Source organism: Exiguobacterium sp. UBA6282, from assembly GCF_002440475.1.
In the GTDB taxonomy this organism is placed as follows: Bacteria; Bacillota; Bacilli; order Exiguobacteriales; family Exiguobacteriaceae; genus Exiguobacterium_A.
Window position 1 is genome coordinate 103,893 of sequence record NZ_DJUM01000054.1, and the last position, 20,184, is coordinate 124,076.

The window sequence follows — 20,184 nt, forward strand, 5'->3', positions numbered from 1 at the left end:
GCCTGCGTTTCGAATAGATAGTAAGGAATTCATCATTTTGGTGGTTGCGGCTGGTTTGATTACCGGCGACCATTTACTGAATATACCCCATCACTAGTGGGGGCACGCGATGACGTTCATCGCACGGTCCGGGCACTTCGCCTTTCCCTCGCCCTTATGGCAACGATTATGATGGTGACTTCCCTAAACATTATTATGAGAGAAACCACTCTATCTTTATGGGATAGATTCTGTTATAATAGGTAGTCGATTGTATTCGTTACGGTAGCGTCTGTTTAGTGGCAGACGCTTTTCATATGACAAAGGAGAGTATTTAGCATTGACAACATTTCGTGAATTAAATCTTAGTGAGGCACTTATCAAAGGTGTCCTAAAAATGGGCTTTGAAGAAGCAACACCAATCCAAGCAGAAACAATTCCAGTCGGACTCAGCGGCGTTGACTTAATTGGTCAAGCACAAACAGGTACTGGTAAAACTGCAGCATTCGGTATCCCAACAATCGAGCGTCTTGACGCAAAATCACGCAACATCCAAGCGTTGATCCTTGCTCCGACACGTGAGCTTGCAATCCAAGTAGCTGAAGAATTGAACCGGATCGGTGAAGTAAAACGCGTTCATGCACTTCCTGTTTACGGCGGTCAGCAAATCGATCGTCAAATCCGTGCACTTCGCAAAAATCCACAAATCGTCGTTGCGACACCAGGACGTTTGATGGACCACATGAACCGTAAGACGTTGAACCTCGATCACGTTCAAACGGTCATCCTTGACGAGGCAGATGAGATGTTGAACATGGGATTCGTCGAAGATATCGAGAAAATCCTCGGTGCACTTCCTGAAACACGTCAAACACTCTTGTTCTCAGCAACGATGCCACCACAAATTCGTAAAATCGCAGATCGTTTCATGACGACTCCGACGCACATCAAAGTCAAAGCAAAAGAAATGACAGTTGAAAACATCGACCAGTCATTCATCGAATTGAAAGAAAGCCAAAAATTCGACGTTCTTTGCCGTTTGATCGACACGGATTCTCCAGAACTTTCAATCATCTTCGGTCGTACGAAAAAACGTGTTGACGAGATGACAGAAGGCTTGATCCAACGCGGATACACAGCTGACGGTTTACATGGTGACTTAACACAAGCAAAACGTGACCAAGTCATCCGTCGTTTCAAAAAAGGAACAATCGATATCCTCGTAGCGACAGACGTTGCAGCACGTGGTCTTGACATCTCTGGTGTCACACACGTCTACAACTTCGACGTCCCACAAGATCCAGAAAGCTACGTTCACCGGATCGGTCGTACAGGTCGTGCTGGTAAAACAGGATCGGCTGTCACATTTGTTACACCACGTGAATTCGGTCAAATTAAAACAATCGAACGTGTCACGAACAAAAAAATGTCACGTCGTCATGCACCAACACTTGATGAAATCTTAGAAGGCAACTTGAAGCTTGCTGCACAAGAACTCATTAAACGTGTTGAAGCAAAAGACTCAAAAGAATATACGACACTTGCACAAGAACTCTTAGAAGAGTACGAAGCAGTGGAACTTCTTTCAGCAGCACTTAAAGGATTGACGAAAGAGCCGGATGCAACACCAGTCCAAATCTCTTCAATCGAACCAATCCGCGTGAAACGTTTCGGTAGCAACGGTGGTGGAAACCGTCGTCCTTACGGAAACAAAGGTGGAAGTGGAAGCGGCAACCGCAGTGGCGGATACCGTGGAAACAACCCGCGTGGTGGCGATCGTCGTGAAGGTGGTCGTTCATCTTCTTCATCAGATCGTCGTGAAGGCGGTTATGCTGGACGTAGCAACCGTAGCGAAAGCGATCGTAACCGTGGTGGACGCAAACCACGCTTTGAAAAGTAAACGATTCGAACCGATTTGTCACAGACAAGTCGGTTCTTTTTTATGATTTATCTAAGCGGTCATGATAAAATGAGCCATGAACGATAGGGAGAGGGCTGAATCATTCGTGTATACCATTTATGTAGCAGCATCCGTCTGTCTCGTTGCACTGATCGTCGCGACGAAAAAGATTTGTGAGCGGACGACAAAAGGACATTTTCGTTATATTCCGTTAGCGACCTTATTATTTGGTGGCATCATCTTTCTTGTGCTGGCCATTGGTAAGGGCGGAGCTGTTGGGATTCAATACGGTGTCCTGAGTATCATCTACTTGACGGCGACATTCGGTGTGTATTTGTATATCGCAATGCGGAAAGATACGACGTTATCGTAAAACAGGGGGCTCTCTCGTTACAGAGAGGCTCCTTTTTTGTTAAGATAGAACAAGAGTACAAGGGGGGAATAGAATGGACGCATTAGATGTCATCGTTCATCCCGAAGAGATAGAGGCGTGGTTTCAACCGATCGTAGGCGCTGCCCCTTTTAAGGTGGAAGGGTATGAAATCCAGTCCCATTTTCGTGGAGAACCGTTAAAACCATTTTTTCAGGAAGATGATGTTCCGATCGAGTATCAGCTCGAAGTCATGGGACATGTCGTCCGTCAAGCATTCCAAAAAGTACCCTCCGATACACAAGCGTTCATCCTGATCCGTTGTCGTCCGGCTTGGTTGTTTGAGAACGGTGGGGAAGATTTCTTGCATGTTTTACGTACGGTCGACTCGTCGTTTCCAAAAGAACGGATGTATGTTACTTTGACGGATGTTCAAGTCGATGATTTTGATCGTCTGGGCCGGATCGTCGCGTACTATCAGAATTCTGGACTGAAGGTAGCGCTGGATCGCGCGGAAGCAACGAGTCTCGAACGCGTCTTTTCGATGTCGCCGGATATGTTGATCGTCGATCTATCTTCAATGATTGAGAAAAAGACCGTCTCAGCATCGTATCCGCATCTCTTACAGACGATGGAGCACCTTTGTGATCAGCTTGGAGCGCCACTTTTGTATAAAAACATCAGTCATCTTGGTCAACTTCGATATGCGTGGCAGCATGGTGGACGCTATTACATGGGGAATCTTTTAGGAGAGGCTGCGCCGGAATGGGTCATGACTTGTCCTGGAATGGAGGTCTTGATCCATGAAGTCCCGATGTTCTATAAATATGATCGGGAACAGATGAATCGCCTGTTCCAACTGGAGCAAGACTGGACAGTCCGATTTAATGAGTATTGTCAGTCCTTGAAGTCGGAGCAAGATCTCGATCAATGGCTGCTAATGCTCGCCCGGAAGATGGAGCCGGAATTCATCCGGTTTTACATCACGGACGCGAATGGCTTCCAACAGTCTTCGAATGTCAGTAAAAAGAGTGGCGAGTGGAAACTGTATTCCTTCTACAAGGGATACAACTGGAGTTTTCGTCCTTACTTTATCCGGACGACGGTAGCAATGGAGAGACGGCATAGCGGATATCTGTCGGAACGGTACGTCGACTTCAGCTCGAGTGAACAAACGCGGACGTTTAGTATGCCGCTCAGCAATGGCATGTTCTTATTTGCGGATATCTCCGCAGATTATCTATATCAAGAACGATTGAGTGAATGAGGAGGAAATGAAAGTGTTAGATTATGATTATGAAGCATTACGAGAAATTGGACGCATTGTCGCGATGGCGCGCGACGAGATGGCGGATGCCGTCAAACCAGGAATCACGACAAAGGAACTTGATGACATCGGAGCACGTATTCTGAAGGAGCAGGGAGCAGAATCTGCCCCGATCGTCATGTATGATTTTCCGGGAGCGACATGTATCAGTGTCAACGATATCGCAGCACACGGTATTCCGGGTAAATATGTCATTCAAGAAGGCGATATTGTTAATGTCGATGTCTCAGCTGTGAAGAATGGCTACTATTCGGATACGGGGAAAACAGTCATCGCAGGAGAAGCAAAACGTCCGGAAGATGTCCGACTCGTTGAAGTATCATTGACGGCGCTTGAAAAAGGACTCGAGAAGGTCAAAGCCGGAACGAAGGTCAATCAGATCGGAAAAGCGATCTATGCTGAAACGCGTAAGAGTGGTTTCACCGTCATCCGTAACTTAGCGGGGCATGGTCTCGGGAAGACACTTCATGGTGAGCCGGAATCCATCTCGAACTACTTCAATCGTGAAGAAAACGATCTGCTGAAGGAAGGGCAAGTCATTGCTGTCGAGACGTTCATTTCAACAGGAGACGAGTTCTGTATCGAAGATGAGCGGGATGGCTGGACGTTATACACACCAAATCGGAGCCTTGTCTCACAGTTTGAGCACACTGTCGTCGTCTTAAAGGACGGGTATGAGATTTTGACGAAAGTCGAAGGCAAAGAATCGTTCTAAAAAAGTTCGCATAATAAAACACAAAAAGAGGCAATGGAAGTCAATCCATTGCCTCTTTTTCGTCGTGGTGTTCTTGTTACAAAGAGATCCGGGAGGTTGCCAATTTGTTTAATTGGGACTCGGATACGGCTGGAGCAAAATAGCGAATGTGTCCGTGTTCGACATGATACGGGGTCTCGAGCAAATCTTCTTCAAAATAATCCGCAGTACTTGCCATATCGATCGGATAAGCGAGCCCTGGAAGTGTCGCGAAAGCAAGGGTCTGACGACGTCCGATGCCGCTCTCGAACATCCCTCCGAGCCAGTAGGGCGCTTTTGTTCGAAGGGACAAAGCGTTCGTCAGCCCACCGACACGTGCCGGTTTGATGTTCAGAATCTGACCAGCGTGAAGCGTCTTCATCAAATCGGCATCCGCTGGAGCGACGATGGATTCATCTAGACAAATCGGTGTCTGCAAGAGTTTAGCGAGACGTTGATGTCCGGACCAATCCGACGCTACGAGAGGTTGTTCCATCATAACGAGACCGAATGAATCCCAATGCTGTAATAAAGGAAAGTCTGCTTCTGTGAAGCTGCCGTTAGCGTCAAACATCAAGGGCGCATCAGGGAAAGCGGCACGTACTTGCTCAAGAACGACGGTATCCGTCGGAGCGAGCTTCAGCTTGATCCGTCCATATCCGGAGGCGAGCGCTTGTCCGACGGCTTCGACGGTCTGCGCTGCAGAAGCCCGTCCGAGTGCTTTCCCGCAAGGTACGAGGGATGATTCATCACCTCCGAGATACGTAGCGAGCGATTGTCCGGCAGCTGCTGCGAATAATTCATAAATCGCTCCTTCAAACATCGCTTTTGCCATCGGATTGCCTTGCACGATGCGGAAGCGGTGCGTGACATCTGCTGGATGATGGAGCGGTTGGTCAAGTAACTGGTACAGCAGTGAAGCGATTCCTTGCAGAGAATGTTGTGTTTCGGACGTATACCACGGTGTATCAAACGCGACTCCTTCCCCGTAACCCATTCGTCCTTCCGAATCGGTCAGGCGCAAAATCGTCGTCCTGCGTATCGTTAACGTCGAGAGTGCTGTTTGCATCGGACGACGAAAGACGAGCGGTACATCGAACAATTCGGCAGACCGGAGGGTGATGCTCATAATGACTCCTTCAGTTGTTTCCGCAATAGTTTACCGTTCGCATTGCGTGGCAAAACGCTATGGTAGATGTAATCAACTGGACATTTATATTTGGCGAGCAATTGACTGATTTCCGTTCGGATGATGGCTTCATCGAGTGAACTAACGATGAAGGCAACCGGAACTTGTCCCCATTTAGCATCAAATCGTCCGACGACACCTGCTTCTTGAATCCCATCGATCGAGAGAAGTGCTGATTCGACCTCAGCTGGGTAAATATTTTCCCCACCTGAGATGATGAGATCACTTCGACGATCGAGGACATATAGGTATCCATCGGCGTCCAAACGTCCCAAGTCACCAGTCTTGAAAAAACCGTCTGCTGTAAAGGCGTCTGCCGTTTTCTCTTCATCATGAAAATAGCCTTTCATGATTGTCGGTCCTTTGACTTCGATTTCTTGGTGACGCGTGATGCGGATTTGCGTCGGATAAATGGCTTGTCCAGCTGATCCGATTTTTCGTAAGGCATCCTCAGGCAGAAGAGTCGCGATTTGAGAAGCTGTTTCCGTCATCCCATATGTCTGCATGACAGGAATATTGCGGTCGAGTGCACGCGTCAGAATCGGTAATGGAACAGGACCACCCCCTGTCAGTACGACGCGAAGCGCGTGACGACGTAGTCCGGCGTCGAGCAACCGATCAAGCATGACTGAGACGAGTGAGACATGTGTAATTTTTTCCGTCGTAATCCAGTGTAAGGCGCGTTCTGGTGAAAAATGTGGCTCGAGAATGATCGGTACTCCATAGATGACCGCTCGATAGACGACGGCTAACCCACTCATATGAAACAGTGGTGTGACAATCAAAAAACGATCCTCTGGCAGTGATCCGATATGACGAGCGGCATTCGTCGCACTCGAGAAATGATTCAACATCGTTTGTTCCACAGCTTTCGGATGTCCGGTCGTACCACTCGTAAAGAGCATTGATTGGACGTATTGTTTAGGCATATGGCGTATTAACAGATCGGGCGCTTCTTTTTCATAAGAGAAAGCTCGACACGGAATCGCTGTATCGAGTATCCGGTCTGTTACGACGAACCGCACATCTGCCTGTTTGAATTGGCGTAGCACTTCCGTTTGCGTTAGTCGAGTGTTGATCGGGACGACGGTTAATTCAAGCAATTGAGCAGCGTGAAGAGCGACGATATACTGTGCACTGGATGGACCGTAAAGAGCAATCCGGTCTCCGCGTGTCACGATCGTCGCCCACGTACTCGCCAAACGATGCGCGCGTGCATATAGTTCAGACCACGTCCAACGCTCCGTTTCCGTAATGAGCGCGATGTCATCCGGTTGCTCTTTTGCCCGTGTATAGATCCAAGGATACAAAATAGTCACTTCCTTTTTGATGAATATACGAAAAAGGTTCAATGTCATAAGACGATTGAACCTTTTTTTCATTATGGGAAACGCGGAAACTGTCCGAAGTCAGGATTGCGTTTTTCTTTGAACGCATCGCGTCCTTCTTTTGCTTCGTCAGTCGTGTAGTACAGTAATGTTGCATCTCCTGCGAGTTGCTGAATCCCTGCGAGACCATCTGAATCGGCGTTGAATGCCGCTTTGAGGAAACGAAGAGCCGTTGGTGAATGTTGAAGAATTTCAGCACACCATTGAATCGTTTCTTGCTCGAGATCCGCGAGTGGAACGACCGTGTTGACGAGTCCCATATCAAGTGCTTGCTGTGCGTCATATTGACGGCAGAGGTACCAGATTTCACGCGCTTTCTTGTGTCCAACGACGCGCGCGAGGTAACCAGAGCCATATCCAGCATCGAATGAACCGACTTTTGGACCTGTTTGTCCGAAGCGGGCGTTGTCTGCAGCGATCGTCAAGTCACACACGAGGTGAAGGACGTGTCCGCCACCAATCGCATAACCTGCGACCATAGCGATGACTGGTTTCGGGATGACACGAATCAAACGTTGAAGATCAAGGACGTTTAAACGTGGGATTTCATCGTCGCCGACATATCCACCATGTCCGCGTACCTTTTGGTCTCCGCCAGAGCAGAATGCGAGATCGCCTTCACCTGTTAAGATGATGACGCCGACGTTTTGATCGTCACGTGCACGTGAAAATGCGTCGATGAGTTCATGGACCGTGTGTGGTCGGAACGCATTGCGAACTTCTGGACGGTTGATCGTGATTTTTGCGATCCCGTTCCATTGTTCATATTTGATGTCTTCATAGCTACGGGCTGATACCCATTCCGGAGCGTATTTCATTTGAATTCCCCCAATATGTTAGTGATGAATAAGTAGATTCTTTACCATTGTAACAAACTTTTGCGGTTGGTCGATATGTGGGGCATGCGAAGCATGCAAAATCACGTGAATTTTTTCAGGTGATGCCGCTCGTAAGGCGATGGCGCGGAATTTTTCATCCTCTTCCCCGACGATCCAATCAATCTCTTTCGGAAGGCATGACCAAAGAGAGGGCATGCTTCCTGTACCTTGTGCTCGAAGCGAAGCACTCAGACCTTCAACCGTTTGAGACATACGCTCCTGACGCAGTCGCGTGCGTTGTTGTTCTTTGAGAAGCGCTTGAGGTTTAAATAATCCAAGTGTCTCCCAATGATCAATGAAAGCTTCGAGTCCATCCTTTTCGAGTCGCTCCGCTAACATACGATCGGATGCACGACGTACTTTTCGCTCCACTGCCGTCTTGATACCTGGTGTTGTACTAACAGCGATTGTTCGAGCGATTTGCTCAGAGACGACACTCAACATTAAGGCGATTCGTCCGCCCATCGAATAACCGAGGACAATCCATGGCTCGGATCGTGTAGCGAGCAGCGCCTCAAGATCCTTGACTTGTTGTGTCAAACGCATTCGTTGATTAGACGCTGGTATCGTTTCTCCATGTCCCATCAAATCGAGGCGGTAGACGGTGAAGTGAGTCGATAAATGCTCACTTAGCATGTCCCACGTCGAGAGGGAGCCTGTAAAACCGTGGAGTAATAAGAGCGGTGGACCAGCTCCCTCGATTTTCACATGATAGGGATGACCGCGTAAAATCATCGGAATACCTCGGCTAACGCTTGATTCGTCACGTCCCAAATCGAACGATGCATCTGTACGTTTTCGATTCGTGTTGTCTTGACTTCAAGTATCCGAGTGACATTCGTCTCTTCCGCAAGTGCTTGACGTAACGCAGCAATCGAATCAATCGCCTGATAGGTCACACCGTAGCCGGAGGCAAGGGAGTCGAAGTCGAGATGCTGCGGTGTACCGAATAGTGGCTCGAACACCGCTTGCTCGAGTTGCTGTTGCGGTAAGAAGCTAAAGATGCCGCCACCCGCATTGTTGACGAGAATGATCGTTAACGGAAGCGTGCGCGCTGTCATCAGCCCGTTGATATCATGAATGAATGCCAGGTCACCAACGAGTAAATAGCGGTGTTTGGCATCAAACGTTGCCCCGAGAGCACTCGAGAGGATGCCGTCAATCCCATTTGCTCCACGGTTCGCGAGTAGACGAAGGGGTGTTCCTGTAGGCAAGAACGTATCAATATCTCGGATTGGCATACTATTCGAAACGAATAGGCTTCCTTCTTGTAACGTCGTTAACGCGCGGACGACGTTATACTCCGTCATCTCCTCTTGATCGATCGTCGTAAAGGCATCGGTGACGCGTCGCTCTGCCTGTTGTAACAGATTGAGGTACGTAGGGTCATGCGGAACGGGCTCATGATGTTCGAGTTGTCGCGCGTGACCAATCACGAAATCCGAATGGAGTTGGGGATCGCGCCAATTCCCTGGATGACCAACGACTGTCGTCGGAATATCCCGAGACCAAAGCAGATAAGGTTTTGACGTCGGCATGGCGCCGAAACGAATGATTCGATCCGGTCGGACGTGCTGAGCGGTGGCCGGATGTTTTAGCCATGTATCGTAGTAGGCAAAGACGTGATCATCATGCGATTGCCGCCCTTGACTGAGTGGATCTGCTAAGACCGGAATCCCTGCTTGTTTTGCATACGAGATGACAATCTGACTGTCCGCGGCAGCAAGTTGTGGTCCAAGTACAAAAAGAAGGCGCTCTTTCTGAAGCACGATCGCTAAGGCGTTATTTACTCCCGATGTCGGTTCAGGTAAAACGCCGACAGGACGACCTGTTCGTAAAAGATCGAGTTCAGGCACGAGTGGTTCACGTAATGGAACGTTGATTTGAACTGGTCCCGCCGGTTCCGTCAGGGAGAGCAGGGTTGCACGTTTTGCGACATGAGCGACGTAAGGAAGACTCGCTTCTTCTGCTAAGGGAAGATCAAATGCATGACGAACCTGCTTGCCGTATAGTCCGACCTGATCGATAGCTTGAGGTGCCCCGACATTACGTAATTCATGAGGTCGATCGGCAGTCAAAACGATCAATGGAAGTTCAAAAATATTAGCTTCGGTTACTGCTGAATAATAGTTCGTCGCAGCGGTACCGCTTGTACAAATTAGCGCAACGGGACGAACACGCTCTTCCGTCCGTGTTAAACCTAAAGCAAAAAAACTAGCCGACCGTTCGTCAACAAGGACGTGGGTACGGCTAGACGGATGCAGAAAAGCTGCAATAGCAAGTGGTGTCGAGCGGGAACCGGGACTGATGACGAAGTCCCGGACACCAGACGCAACGAGCGTATCAATTAACGTGTGCATCCACTTAGTCAACATAAATATCATCCTTTTCAATCGAACCAATGTGTGAAAGAGCTTGTAACATCGGTGATAGTTTAGTTTCCGTCTCTGCTAGCTCGCTGTCGAAATGAGAACCTTCAACAAGACCGCAACCGGCATAAAGAATGACAGCCCGTTCCGTAAATAATCCAGAGCGAATGGCAACAATGAATTCCCCATCATCCTGTCCGTTCATCCAACCAACGGGTGAACCGTACCAACCCCGTTCGAACGTTTCAATCTCTTGGATCGCATCGACCGCTAATTGCTTTGGCTCGCCACCAAGTGCAGGTGTCGGATGAAGTTTCTCAATCAGTTGGAATAACGTGACATCTGCTTTTAAACGCGCTGTGATCGGTGTATAGAGATGTTGGATATGACGATTTTTTAAGAGAATCGGGGTATCCGGACAATCCAGTTGCTCTGAAAAAGCAGATAACGTCCGTTCGATCGAATCAGCGACAATCCCGTGCTCTATTCGGTTCTTTTGATCTTGTAATAACGATTGACCGAGTGCCTCATCCATCTCATCCGTCGCGTGGCGCGGTGCAGAACCGGCGACGGCTGCTGTCTCAAGGCGACGTCCACGTTTTTGGACGAGTCGTTCCGGTGTGGCTCCGATAAAGGCCTCTTCCGGATTCGGCTGGAAGCAGAAGACATAGCTACCGGGCTGCGTATCTTCGAGTTCAGCAACGACGGCGGCTACATCAAGTGGGCGGTCCAGTTCGTAGACGACTTCCCGCGCCAAAACGATTTTTTCAAGTGTTGTCTCCAAGTAATGCATCGCTTGTTGAAACGAGGCTTCAAAGGCTTCATTTCCATCCCGAGATAGACGTAAACGCGTGACGCCTGTCGAAGTCGGTGTTTGCGGTTGATTAACTTTGGCGAAATCAAGTGCGAGCTGATTTAAGATTGAATCGACTTGATCCATCGGTTCAACACGGGCAAAGATCGTCACGCGTGTCTTACCATCTTGCTCTAAGAATAAAAACTTCGGAATCGTCATCGAAGCGTCTCCAAAGGAAGACCAGCGATAATCCGGTTGGTTAAGTTCAGTGAAAGAGAATCCGCTGAACGCAAACAAATCATGACCGACATGGTCGCGATTCACATTTGTCCATTGCGATTGAATTCGTAAAAAACGATCCGTTCCTGAAGCCTGAAGTTGTTGTACGATACCAAACCCAATGGCCCGCATCGAGCGATCAGGTGTCGCGAAATAAAATCGTTCCTCGATACCCTGTTCGAGAGAACGCATGTCAGTTGCTTCGATTTCCCATGAATACGAAGCAAGTATAGGTCGTTGTGAGGCATTCGCCTGACTGACGGCCTGTTCGATACACTGTTTTAGCTCTTGTTGAGCGTAAGCCATACCGCTCATTGCCCCCTAGTCTGTAGATACTGTGATATGTTTCACTTATTCTAAGTGTAAACTTTTTGCGGACAAAAAAGAAGGAATAAGCTATCTTGGATTGAACATTGACATCAAAAAACGAAACCCGCTACACTTAGACAGGAAAGGGGTTATTATATGAATAAATCAATCGCTGTCTATTGGCGAATGACACGGCCGCATACACTGACAGCAAGTTTTGTTCCGGTCGTCGTCGGTACGGCAGTTGTCGCACCACGTGTGGAATCGATACGCTTGGATTTGTTCGTAGCGATGTTAATCGCATCGATGTTGATTCAAATCGCAACGAATCTGTTCAATGAATACTACGATTACAAACGTGGTTTAGATACAGAGGAATCGGTCGGAATCGGTGGATCAATCGTACGTGATGGATTCAAGCCAGGTACGATTCTTGCATTTGCACTTACGTTGTATGGCATTTCCGCACTACTCGGTGTGTATCTATGCATCGAGACTTCGTGGTGGTTGCTTGTCGTAGGACTCATTTCGATGTTCGTCGGATATATTTACACCGGAGGACCACTACCGATCGCGTATACACCGTTTGGGGAAGTGGTTGCTGGCTTTTTCATGGGATATATCATCATTGCGATCTCCGCCTACTTGCAAATTGGTTATGTACCAACGGAAGCCATTGCGATTTCGATACCTGTTGCCATCTTGATCGGTTCAATCCTGCTTGCAAATAACATTCGGGACTTGGATAATGACAAGGTCAACGGACGAAAAACGATTGCCTGTCTTGTAGGGCATCGCCGTGCCGTGTACGTTTTGATTGGATTTTTTGCGGCAGCTGTCCTGTCACTCATCATTGCTGTACTGGCATTCGAAGTCTCTTGGTTTGCCTTACTTGCGTTGTTAAGTATTCCGCTCATGATTAAAACGGTCCGTCTCTTCTGGGAGGACTTGCCACCAGAACAACTGATGCCTGGTATGGCGCAGACTGGCAAAGTAAATACGATTTTCGGATTATTACTCGCAATCAGTCTCGTGATTGCGAACATCTAAATTCAAACAAAGCAGCAGGCGATTCGCTTGCTGTTTTTTTATGAGAAGATAGCGAACAGTTAGAAAAAAAGTGCTTCGGTTGTCACTGATTTAAAATTTTACTATAATTGAAGCAATGTGCCTGAAAGATCAATTCAAGGATCGGGAATCAGGAAATATGGTTAGAGGTGGAACTGGAATGAATAAAATCGCGGTAATCGGAAAAGTATTCGTCGACATAAAAGGAACTTCGTTCGCTCCTTTGCACAAGGATGCGAAAAACGTAGGAGACATCACGTTTTCGAATGGAGGAACAGGACGCAACGTAGCACAAAACTTAGCCGTCCTCGGGAATGAAGTTCGCTTTATCTCGACGGTTACGAATGATCAGATTGGCGTGGGAGTGCTCGATGAGCTGAAATCTTACGGTGCGAATGTGGATCATGTCGAAATGTTAGAAGATCATGGAATGGGTATGTGGCTAGCGGTCATGGATAACGAAGGTGACTTGCAAACCTCAATCTCGAAACAACCGGATGCGAAGTTGCTCGAAGAGGCGATTTTACGTCAATCAATCTATGCGCTCGATGGAGTCGATGCCGTTGCCATCGATCTTGATTTGTCTGTTACAGTCTTGGAACGTTTGATTCATCTATGTCGCAAAATGGAGTTGCCATTGTTTGGTGTTTGTGGTCACTTGAGCGTCATTGAACGGAATCGTCATCTGTTACAAGGATTCACTGGATTCATTTGCAGTCGCGAAGAAGCAGAAATTTTGTCTGATCTGTCAATCGTGACGGTAGAAGATGCGATTCATGTAGCAAATGAGCTAGCGAAAAAAGGTGCTCCATTCACGGTCGTGACGATGAGTGAACTAGGGGCGGTCTACGTCGATCGTCGTACGGCGACGTCAGGTCATGTTGGAACGAAAAAAGTAAAAGTCGTCGACTCAACGGGAGCAGGCGATTCCTTCTTCTCTGCTGTCTTATCTGAATTGACAAAAGAAAAACCAGCAGAAGAGGCATTAAAGCTTGGCATGAAAATCGCGGCAGAAGTCATCGCTTCGACAGAAAACGGATTGGTTCCAGAAATGCTGGATGCCATTCAATGAATTAATTTTGAAAAGGGGTGGCGTCATGCCGATTCAACGAAGTGCGATCATTTTACGAAATGAACAGGATGAAATTGCGTTGATTCGACGGGATAAACCGAACGAAACGTATTATGTCTTTCCAGGCGGTGGAAAAGATGATGGAGAATCACTAGAAGAGACAGCGATTCGTGAAGCACATGAAGAACTTGGTGTCGACGTGGAGTTGAATGGCATTGCTGCCATCGTCCGTTTTAACGGATTCGATAACCCTTATTTTTGGGCGAAAGCAATTGGCGGTCGCTTTGGAACAGGTATGGGTGAAGAATTCGAAGAGGAAGGGTCTGGTTATACACCAGTCTGGATTAAACGATCCGAGTTGCCGTCATTGCCGATTCGTCCACCGTCTCTTGCCAAACAATTGGCAGAAATGACAGAACCGTTCTATAAATTGATTCTTTCTGAAAACGAATGAGGTTTTAGTTGAAATAAAATGGGAAAAGTATATTAAAACAATGAGGTGGTCTTTGACTGCCTCTTTTTCATGAAGGAGAGATGACGATGGCGCATTCACGCGATCCTAAAGGGCTTGCCTTGAACTTAAAGCAGCGAATGTCCGATCACAACATTACGGATTATGCAGGGACACTCGCCTATTACTGGTTTTTATCTATTTTCCCAGGTATCATTTTCGTCATTTCCGTCTTGTCGTTCTTTGATATTGATCGTCAGACACTTGAGTCGCAAATCCGGGACTTAGCACCGGGTGGGGCCGTCAATACATTCACGGATACGATTTTTCAAGCCATCAAGGATCCGCAGGGGGGATTGTTATCGATTGGTGCGATTCTTGCCATCTGGTCCGCTTCAAAAGGTGTCGATCGCTTGATCACGACAGCGAACCATGCCTATGGTGATTTCTCGCCACGTGGTTTTGTCGCAGCACGCGGGATTGCTTTACTACTCACGATTGTTCTCGGAATCGGGATGTTATTATTGATTGTCTTGAACGTTCTTGGTGGTCCAATCATCACGTATCTTGCGAATTTCGTTCTCCCGATCGATATGGGGCAAAAAATCTTATTAACGGTCTTGCGTTACGTCGTTTCAACGATTCTATTGATTGGTATACTGTCGATCTTTTACCGCGTCGCACCAAAGCGCCCGATTACCTTTAAGGAAGCGATCCCAGGAGCCGTCTTTGGTGTCATCGTCTGGCAATTACTATCGGTCGGATTTGGATTCTACGTCTCGAACTTCTCAAACTACAATCAGACGTACGGTTCACTCGGTAGTGTCGTTATCTTGTTATTATGGCTTTATTTCACAGGATTGATCATCTTACTTGGTTCTGAATTGAACGCGTCATGGGAACGATTCATGAAAAAAGCGGATCCGAAGAAGATGGAAGAAAAGCGCTTGAAGGAACAAGCAGAACTCGATTCGATTCCGACGAATACGTTCGGATGAAGAGACGAAAAACGTCTGATTGCCATGCGGCAGTCAGACGTTTTTTTAATGATTAAGCGGCTAATCGTTTTTCGGATACACGCTGTGGGAGAGTTGGTAAAGCATCCTGTTGAAGAAGACGTAAGCCATTCAGGATGACAAGAATCGTCGATCCTTCGTGTCCGACGACAGCGAACGGCATGATTAGGAACTGTGACAAGTTGGATGCGATCAATAGAAGGATGACACCGATCGCAAGCGTGATGTTTTGTTTGACGATCCGGTTCATCTTCCGGGCTTTATGCACGGCGTAGGCAAGACGACCTAAATCGTTTTTCATCAAGACAACGTCAGCAGTCTCAAGCGCAGCATCCGTTCCTTCACCCATTGCAATCCCGACATGTGCCAGTGCGAGCGCCGGAGCATCATTGATACCATCACCGACCATCGCAACGGTCCGACCTTCTGTTTGGTATTGCTTAATATAGCGCACTTTATCTTCCGGTAAGCATTCAGCGACGAAGTCCGTTAAACCCGCTTCACGCGAGATGGCTGCTGCCGTGACCGGATTATCACCTGTCAACATGATCGTCGCGATGCCGAGATCGTTTAAAGCGGCGATTGCTGTTTTAGCTTCCGGACGAATCGTATCACGTAATGCATAAAGTGCTACGATTTGTGATCCATTGCTGACATAAACGATTGTATGCCCTTGTTCTTTCAGTGACTGTTCAATCGTGACGAATGGATCGTCTAGACCTTCGTGGAATGCTCGCTTGCCAATGCGATACGTGACGCCATCGACAGTTGCTTCAATCCCGTATCCTGTCACATCTTTGAACGTTGACGGTTCGCGAACATCGGTTTTTAAGTGATCAACGATCGCTTGTGCGAGCGGGTGATTCGACTGGGCTTCAATGGAAACAACCGCTTGTTCGACGGCTCGGATATCGATACCTTCCGCGTACCGACTTTCAGTAACGACGGGTTTACCTGTTGTCAGAGTCCCTGTTTTATCGAAGACGATCGTGTCGACTTGTCCGAGTGTCTCGATATGTGCTCCACCTTTGAAGAGAACGCCATTTTTCGCAGATGCGGCGATTGCGGACAAGGCAGCAGGGGTAATCGACGCGACAAGCGCACAAGGCGAAGCAACAACGAGTAAAATCATCGCCCGATAAATGCTTGTCTCGAATGTCCAGCCGACGACGTAATGAGGAAGGACCATCATCAGGGCAACGACGAGGAGGACGATTTTGACATAACGACTTTCAAATCGTTCGATGAACTGAGCAGAGGGAGACTGCTCACTTTGTGCGTTTTGGACCATATGAATGATTTTTTGGAACAATGATTCATCAGCGGCTTTCGTCATTTCAATCGTCAAGACGCCATTCATGTTGACGGTCGAGTTATAGACGGTATCGCCCGTTTGTTTTTCAACAGGAATCGATTCGCCTGTAATCGATGCTTCTTCGATTGCTGCTTGACCACGAACGATGACACCATCGACCGGAATGCGTTCCCCGGGACGAACATAGACGAGGTTACCGATTACTAGTTGCTCGATTCCAACGACTTCAAGTTGTCCGTTTGCATTCAGACGCGTTGCTTCCTCTGGCTGTAAGGACATTAAACTTTGTAACGCCCGTTCATTTTTATTCATCGTATAGGTTTCAAGAGCACCGGATAACGCGAAGATGAAGATAAGGATCGCACCTTCCATCCAGTAGCCGATGGCAGCGGCACCGATGGCAGCTAAAATCATCAACAATTCGACGTTCAACGTTTTTTCTTGATACGTTTCCGTCAAGCCTTCCTTTGCTTTCGCATATCCTCCAATCACATATGCTGATAAGTACAACGTGACATAAACGGCAGACGCCGTATTGAATTTTTCGAGTCCATAAGCAACTAAAATCAATATTCCGCTAAACAATGCTAGAATCAATTCGTGATGCTCATCCCAAGCATGACGGAATACGGAACGCTGTTGAACATCGGTAGTAGTGGAAGTCATCATATTAAAACTCCTTTCAAAATGTAAATGAGAAATGAAATCATTATAGAAAGAGAATGAGAATGTGATATATCAATGAGTTTAACTGATTGATAATGAGTTTCATTGTCTCTAGATTATAATTATTATTATCTGTAGAATTACTATACCATGCTTCAGTGAAAAGGAACAGGAAAGGAACCAGAAAGATGCAAAAAATTTTAACCCATCGGATTGGTCTCGTCGTCTTTGCATTATTGACGACCTTTTTGTGGGGGAGTGCGTTTCCCTTCATTAAGAAAAGTTATGAATTATTACAGATCACGTCTTCTGAATACGGGGAGCAACTATTGTTTGCGAGCTATCGCTTCTTTTTAGCAGGGGTGTTGCTACTTGTCGTCAGTGTATTCGTCTTTAAACAAACGATTACACTGAAGAATCGGACCTATCCCTATAGCCGTCTTGGTTTCTTTTTGACGTTCTTGCAGTATGTCTTTTTCTATATTGGTCTCTCTTTATCAACCGGTGTGCAAGGATCAATCATTGCCGGCTCGACTTCGTTCTTCCAAATGTTATTGGCTCATTTCCGGTACGAGGACGATCGATTGAATCGATTCAAAGGACTTGCCTTATTCCTTGGGTTTACAGGTGTCATCTTGGCCAACTGGCCGCAAGGTGGGCAAGGTGTCTCATTTGGTCTTGGAGAAGGATTATTGATTGCGGCAATGGTTTCCGGAGCATTCGGTAACTTGATCGCGAAAGAATACTCAGCACGTTATCCGGTGGCACCGATGACAGGATGGGCGATGGTCATTGGATCAATCGGTCTCTTCATCGCGGGCGTCGTTCTCGATGGTCACGTTGCACCGTTTACTTTTTCGACTACGAGTGCCTGGATGCTTGTGTATCTTGCTTTTTTATCCGCGACTGGATTTACGCTTTGGAATCTACTGATGAAATATAATCCAGTCAGTAAAGTATCGTTGTTTATGTTCTTCGTACCAATCTATGGTGTCAGTTTATCTGCTTTGATTCTGGGTGAGACGATTCCACCTCAAGCGTTGCTCGGTTTACTCTTCGTCATCGGAGGTATCTTAGTCTCGACATACTTACCAGTGTGGTTTCAAAAGCGAGGTTGACGAAGATTCAGAATCGTGTAAAAATAGTTTCAATTAAAGTAACTCCAATCGTTCGTTGCTCAAGCCGACCTGTTCGGCTTTTTTCTGTACGGTCATCAAAAGACCGATTCGGCCTTGTCTGAAAGGCTAGTGCGACTATAAAACGGAAGGAGATGAAAACGAATGGAACGGAATGAGATCGTTCGAAAGATCATTGCCACTCGTCGTCCACGTGATGAGTTTGCTCGGTTCGTCGTGACGTGCGTCAGTCAGCAGTTAAAGGAAACCCACGGAGATGTCGATGTGGAGATCATCGAGGCGGAGAGAGGTTACGATTCAGTGTGGTCAATCAACGGTCGAGAGGTCGTCGTGTTGCTCGAGACAGAAGAGCTGAAGCGTGCAAAGGAGCAACCGTATGCAATCGACGATAAGCTCTGGCGGAGTTTTCGACAAGAAGGAATCGTAAAATAAAAAACGGATCTTGCGCATCGATGGCGCAAGGTCCGTTTTTTTAGATTTCGGGTGTCTCGTGACGTTTTGCATACCGCAATAGAAGCGCAAGCGTCGTTAAGACAAGAACAAATAAACTGAAATACAGCATGGAAGGAAGTGTAACGAACAGACTACCAGCGATCGGTCCGAGAATCGAACCAAGACTGAAGGCAATCCCTGCAAGTAAGTTACCGGTTGGTAAAAGATGACGTGGTAACTGTTCTGTCATATAGGCAACACCGAGCGAATAGGTCGAGCCGAGTGCCATCCCACTGACGGCAAAAATCGCGAACAACCAACCGTAACGTTCGAAGACGAAGCAAGCAGTGAGAAAAGCGACGGAACCAATCGACAGTACAGTGACTAACGTCCGACGTTTTCCGAAGTGATCGGCAAGTCGCCCGAGTGGTAGCTGCATGATCAATGAGCTGACGACAAATGTCGTGATTAAGGTACTTGTCTCGGATAAACCATATCCGTTACGCGTCGCAAAAACAGGAAAACTGGCATTCAGTGTGGCTTCGAGAAAACCGTATGTAAAACCAGGAAGTAATGTAAACCAAGCAGTCGATAGGACGAGTCGATACCGTGAAGCAGCACTTTGTAGTTCCTCTGGCATGACGGACGATGGTTTTTCGTTTGGTATACGGAATAATAAAATTAGAACGATGACAGTTAAAGTCCCTGTTAACACGAACGGTAACCAATCGATCACATCGACGAGCGGTGCAGCAAGAGGACCTAAGGCAAAACCGAGACCGAATGCCATCCCGTATAACGACATCGTTCGTCCTAACCGTTCGTTTGGTGTAATGGACGTTACCCAGACTTGTGACCCATAATGTAACGTCTGATCACCGAAACCGACGAGGAAGCGGAGAATTACCCAAGCGATAATGCTTGGGAGTAATGGGAATAAGAAGACAGCCACTGCGACGAGGGCAAGACCGAATGAGATGACAGGAATATAACCACGCCGTCGCAGTGGACCTTCCATAAGAGGTGCGGCAACGATGACACCGATATAGAGGACGGCGGCACTGAGTCCATTAATGAAAGCAGATGTCCCTTGACGTTCTAACAAGATGGACAGTAATGGAATCAGTAATCCTTGTGTGAAACCGGAAATGAAGACGATCGATAAGATGAGAGCAAAACGACGTGACACAAGTAACGACGACCTTTCTTTTTTCTTTTAGCATAACACGCCCCGGACTTCGAAAAGGGAGACCGGGGCGTGTTTCATTTATTTTCTTGTTCAAACCGTGTCGGACGAGGCATGTGCAGGAGATGTTCATCCCAATCCGTCTGATCAAACACTTCATCATGTTCAATGCTATGTGAAGCACGAATACCAACCATCATGATGAACAGAACCATACTGAACGTGCCGATAATTGCGATAATACCTACAAGCCATTCCATCCCGGTCACCCCTTTTTAGAAAACAAAATGTGTCTACTTTGTGACATTTTTCCCGGGATGGCATC

At 47.3% G+C, this 20,184-nt stretch carries 18 protein-coding genes and 1 pseudogene; 10 read left to right on the forward strand and 9 right to left on the reverse strand.

Translation table 11 applies throughout. From position 1 onward, the window contains the following. Positions 1–319: 319 nt before the first annotated feature. The 4 genes from B2751_RS14355 (at position 320) to map (ending at position 4,291) form a co-directional block, all read left to right on the forward strand. Positions 320–1,879, forward strand: a complete 1,560-nt coding sequence (locus tag B2751_RS14355) for a DEAD/DEAH box helicase (protein WP_035412660.1) — start codon at positions 320–322, stop codon at positions 1,877–1,879. A 106-nt stretch (positions 1,880–1,985) separates the two neighbouring features. Then, complete coding sequence (locus tag B2751_RS14360; protein ID WP_035412663.1) at positions 1,986–2,252, forward strand: hypothetical protein; 267 nt, start codon at positions 1,986–1,988, stop codon at positions 2,250–2,252. 73 nt (positions 2,253–2,325) lie between these two features. After that, positions 2,326–3,516 (forward strand): EAL-associated domain-containing protein, encoded by a 1,191-nt coding sequence (locus tag B2751_RS14365; protein WP_056063615.1) that lies wholly within the window; start codon positions 2,326–2,328, stop codon positions 3,514–3,516. 13 nt (positions 3,517–3,529) lie between these two features. Beyond that, on the forward strand, positions 3,530–4,291 hold the full coding sequence (gene map, locus B2751_RS14370) for a type I methionyl aminopeptidase (protein ID WP_023467279.1): 762 nt from the start codon (positions 3,530–3,532) through the stop codon (positions 4,289–4,291). Positions 4,292–4,367: 76 nt separating this feature from the next. On the opposite strand, the gene menC is transcribed toward map, so the two are convergent. From menC to B2751_RS14400, 6 genes are all read right to left on the reverse strand, one after another. Further along, positions 4,368–5,438: an o-succinylbenzoate synthase gene (menC, locus tag B2751_RS14375; RefSeq protein ID WP_290775395.1), complete on the reverse strand. Its 1,071-nt coding sequence runs from the start codon at positions 5,436–5,438 to the stop codon at positions 4,368–4,370. After that, positions 5,435–6,808 (reverse strand): o-succinylbenzoate--CoA ligase, encoded by a 1,374-nt coding sequence (menE, locus tag B2751_RS14380; RefSeq protein WP_290775397.1) that lies wholly within the window; start codon positions 6,806–6,808, stop codon positions 5,435–5,437. The genes menC and menE overlap by 4 nt, the downstream gene beginning before the upstream one ends. Positions 6,809–6,879: 71 nt before the next feature. Beyond that, complete coding sequence (gene menB, locus B2751_RS14385) at positions 6,880–7,704, reverse strand: 1,4-dihydroxy-2-naphthoyl-CoA synthase (protein ID WP_023469886.1); 825 nt, start codon at positions 7,702–7,704, stop codon at positions 6,880–6,882. An 18-nt stretch (positions 7,705–7,722) separates the two neighbouring features. Beyond that, positions 7,723–8,499, reverse strand: a complete 777-nt coding sequence (gene menH, locus B2751_RS14390; protein ID WP_035412672.1) for a 2-succinyl-6-hydroxy-2,4-cyclohexadiene-1-carboxylate synthase — start codon at positions 8,497–8,499, stop codon at positions 7,723–7,725. Further along, on the reverse strand, positions 8,496–10,139 hold the full coding sequence (menD, locus tag B2751_RS14395) for a 2-succinyl-5-enolpyruvyl-6-hydroxy-3-cyclohexene-1-carboxylic-acid synthase (protein WP_290775400.1): 1,644 nt from the start codon (positions 10,137–10,139) through the stop codon (positions 8,496–8,498). The genes menH and menD overlap by 4 nt, the downstream gene beginning before the upstream one ends. Beyond that, positions 10,129–11,514 (reverse strand): isochorismate synthase, encoded by a 1,386-nt coding sequence (locus tag B2751_RS14400; protein ID WP_290775402.1) that lies wholly within the window; start codon positions 11,512–11,514, stop codon positions 10,129–10,131. The genes menD and B2751_RS14400 overlap by 11 nt, the downstream gene beginning before the upstream one ends. 159 nt (positions 11,515–11,673) lie before the next feature. Here B2751_RS14400 and B2751_RS14405 point away from each other — a divergent pair, with 159 nt between their 5' ends. The 4 genes from B2751_RS14405 to B2751_RS14420 all read left to right on the forward strand — a co-directional run bounded on the left by B2751_RS14405 (position 11,674) and on the right by B2751_RS14420 (position 15,106). Then, positions 11,674–12,567, forward strand: coding sequence for a 1,4-dihydroxy-2-naphthoate polyprenyltransferase (locus B2751_RS14405; protein WP_056063630.1), 894 nt, complete (start codon positions 11,674–11,676; stop codon positions 12,565–12,567). Between the two features lie 178 nt (positions 12,568–12,745). Next, positions 12,746–13,657: a PfkB family carbohydrate kinase gene (locus tag B2751_RS14410; RefSeq protein WP_035412684.1), complete on the forward strand. Its 912-nt coding sequence runs from the start codon at positions 12,746–12,748 to the stop codon at positions 13,655–13,657. A gap of 25 nt (positions 13,658–13,682) precedes the next feature. Next, positions 13,683–14,111: an NUDIX hydrolase gene (locus B2751_RS14415; RefSeq protein ID WP_035412687.1), complete on the forward strand. Its 429-nt coding sequence runs from the start codon at positions 13,683–13,685 to the stop codon at positions 14,109–14,111. Between the two features lie 86 nt (positions 14,112–14,197). Then, positions 14,198–15,106 carry a YihY/virulence factor BrkB family protein gene (locus tag B2751_RS14420; protein ID WP_035412690.1) on the forward strand — a complete coding sequence of 303 codons (909 nt, stop codon included), beginning with the start codon at positions 14,198–14,200 and terminating at the stop codon, positions 15,104–15,106. 52 nt (positions 15,107–15,158) lie between these two features. On the opposite strand, the gene B2751_RS14425 is transcribed toward B2751_RS14420, so the two are convergent. Then, complete coding sequence (locus tag B2751_RS14425; protein WP_396210761.1) at positions 15,159–17,105, reverse strand: heavy metal translocating P-type ATPase; 1,947 nt, start codon at positions 17,103–17,105, stop codon at positions 15,159–15,161. 188 nt (positions 17,106–17,293) lie between these two features. Here B2751_RS14425 and B2751_RS14430 point away from each other — a divergent pair, with 188 nt between their 5' ends. Continuing rightward, on the forward strand, positions 17,294–18,223 hold the full coding sequence (locus tag B2751_RS14430; RefSeq protein ID WP_290775406.1) for a DMT family transporter: 930 nt from the start codon (positions 17,294–17,296) through the stop codon (positions 18,221–18,223). 162 nt (positions 18,224–18,385) lie between these two features. Continuing rightward, positions 18,386–18,673, forward strand: a complete 288-nt coding sequence (locus B2751_RS14435; RefSeq protein ID WP_023467290.1) for a hypothetical protein — start codon at positions 18,386–18,388, stop codon at positions 18,671–18,673. A gap of 40 nt (positions 18,674–18,713) precedes the next feature. Here the strand turns inward: B2751_RS14435 and B2751_RS14440 are convergent. Continuing rightward, positions 18,714–19,865 (reverse strand): annotated as a pseudogene (locus tag B2751_RS14440) (MFS transporter); the annotation flags it as partial. 71 nt (positions 19,866–19,936) lie between these two features. Further along, on the reverse strand, positions 19,937–20,119 hold the full coding sequence (locus B2751_RS14445) for a hypothetical protein (protein WP_035412697.1): 183 nt from the start codon (positions 20,117–20,119) through the stop codon (positions 19,937–19,939). Positions 20,120–20,184: the final 65 nt, after the last annotated feature.

Bases quoted from the DNA above. Each gene is read 5' to 3' on its own strand.
- B2751_RS14425 (WP_396210761.1), bottom strand. From the start codon at position 17,105: ATGACTTCCACTACTACCGATGTTCAACAGCGTTCCGTATTCCGTCAT.
- menD (WP_290775400.1), bottom strand. From the start codon at position 10,139: ATGTTGACTAAGTGGATGCACACGTTAATTGATACGCTCGTTGCGTCT.
- B2751_RS14410 (WP_035412684.1), top strand. From the start codon at position 12,746: ATGAATAAAATCGCGGTAATCGGAAAAGTATTCGTCGACATAAAAGGA.
- B2751_RS14405 (WP_056063630.1), top strand. From the start codon at position 11,674: ATGAATAAATCAATCGCTGTCTATTGGCGAATGACACGGCCGCATACA.
- menH (WP_035412672.1), bottom strand. From the start codon at position 8,499: ATGATTTTACGCGGTCATCCCTATCATGTGAAAATCGAGGGAGCTGGT.
- B2751_RS14430 (WP_290775406.1), top strand. From the start codon at position 17,294: ATGCAAAAAATTTTAACCCATCGGATTGGTCTCGTCGTCTTTGCATTA.
- B2751_RS14445 (WP_035412697.1), bottom strand. From the start codon at position 20,119: ATGGAATGGCTTGTAGGTATTATCGCAATTATCGGCACGTTCAGTATG.
- B2751_RS14365 (WP_056063615.1), top strand. From the start codon at position 2,326: ATGGACGCATTAGATGTCATCGTTCATCCCGAAGAGATAGAGGCGTGG.
- menB (WP_023469886.1), bottom strand. From the start codon at position 7,704: ATGAAATACGCTCCGGAATGGGTATCAGCCCGTAGCTATGAAGACATC.
- B2751_RS14420 (WP_035412690.1), top strand. From the start codon at position 14,198: ATGGCGCATTCACGCGATCCTAAAGGGCTTGCCTTGAACTTAAAGCAG.
- menC (WP_290775395.1), bottom strand. From the start codon at position 5,438: ATGAGCATCACCCTCCGGTCTGCCGAATTGTTCGATGTACCGCTCGTC.
- B2751_RS14435 (WP_023467290.1), top strand. From the start codon at position 18,386: ATGGAACGGAATGAGATCGTTCGAAAGATCATTGCCACTCGTCGTCCA.
- B2751_RS14415 (WP_035412687.1), top strand. From the start codon at position 13,683: ATGCCGATTCAACGAAGTGCGATCATTTTACGAAATGAACAGGATGAA.
- B2751_RS14400 (WP_290775402.1), bottom strand. From the start codon at position 11,514: ATGGCTTACGCTCAACAAGAGCTAAAACAGTGTATCGAACAGGCCGTC.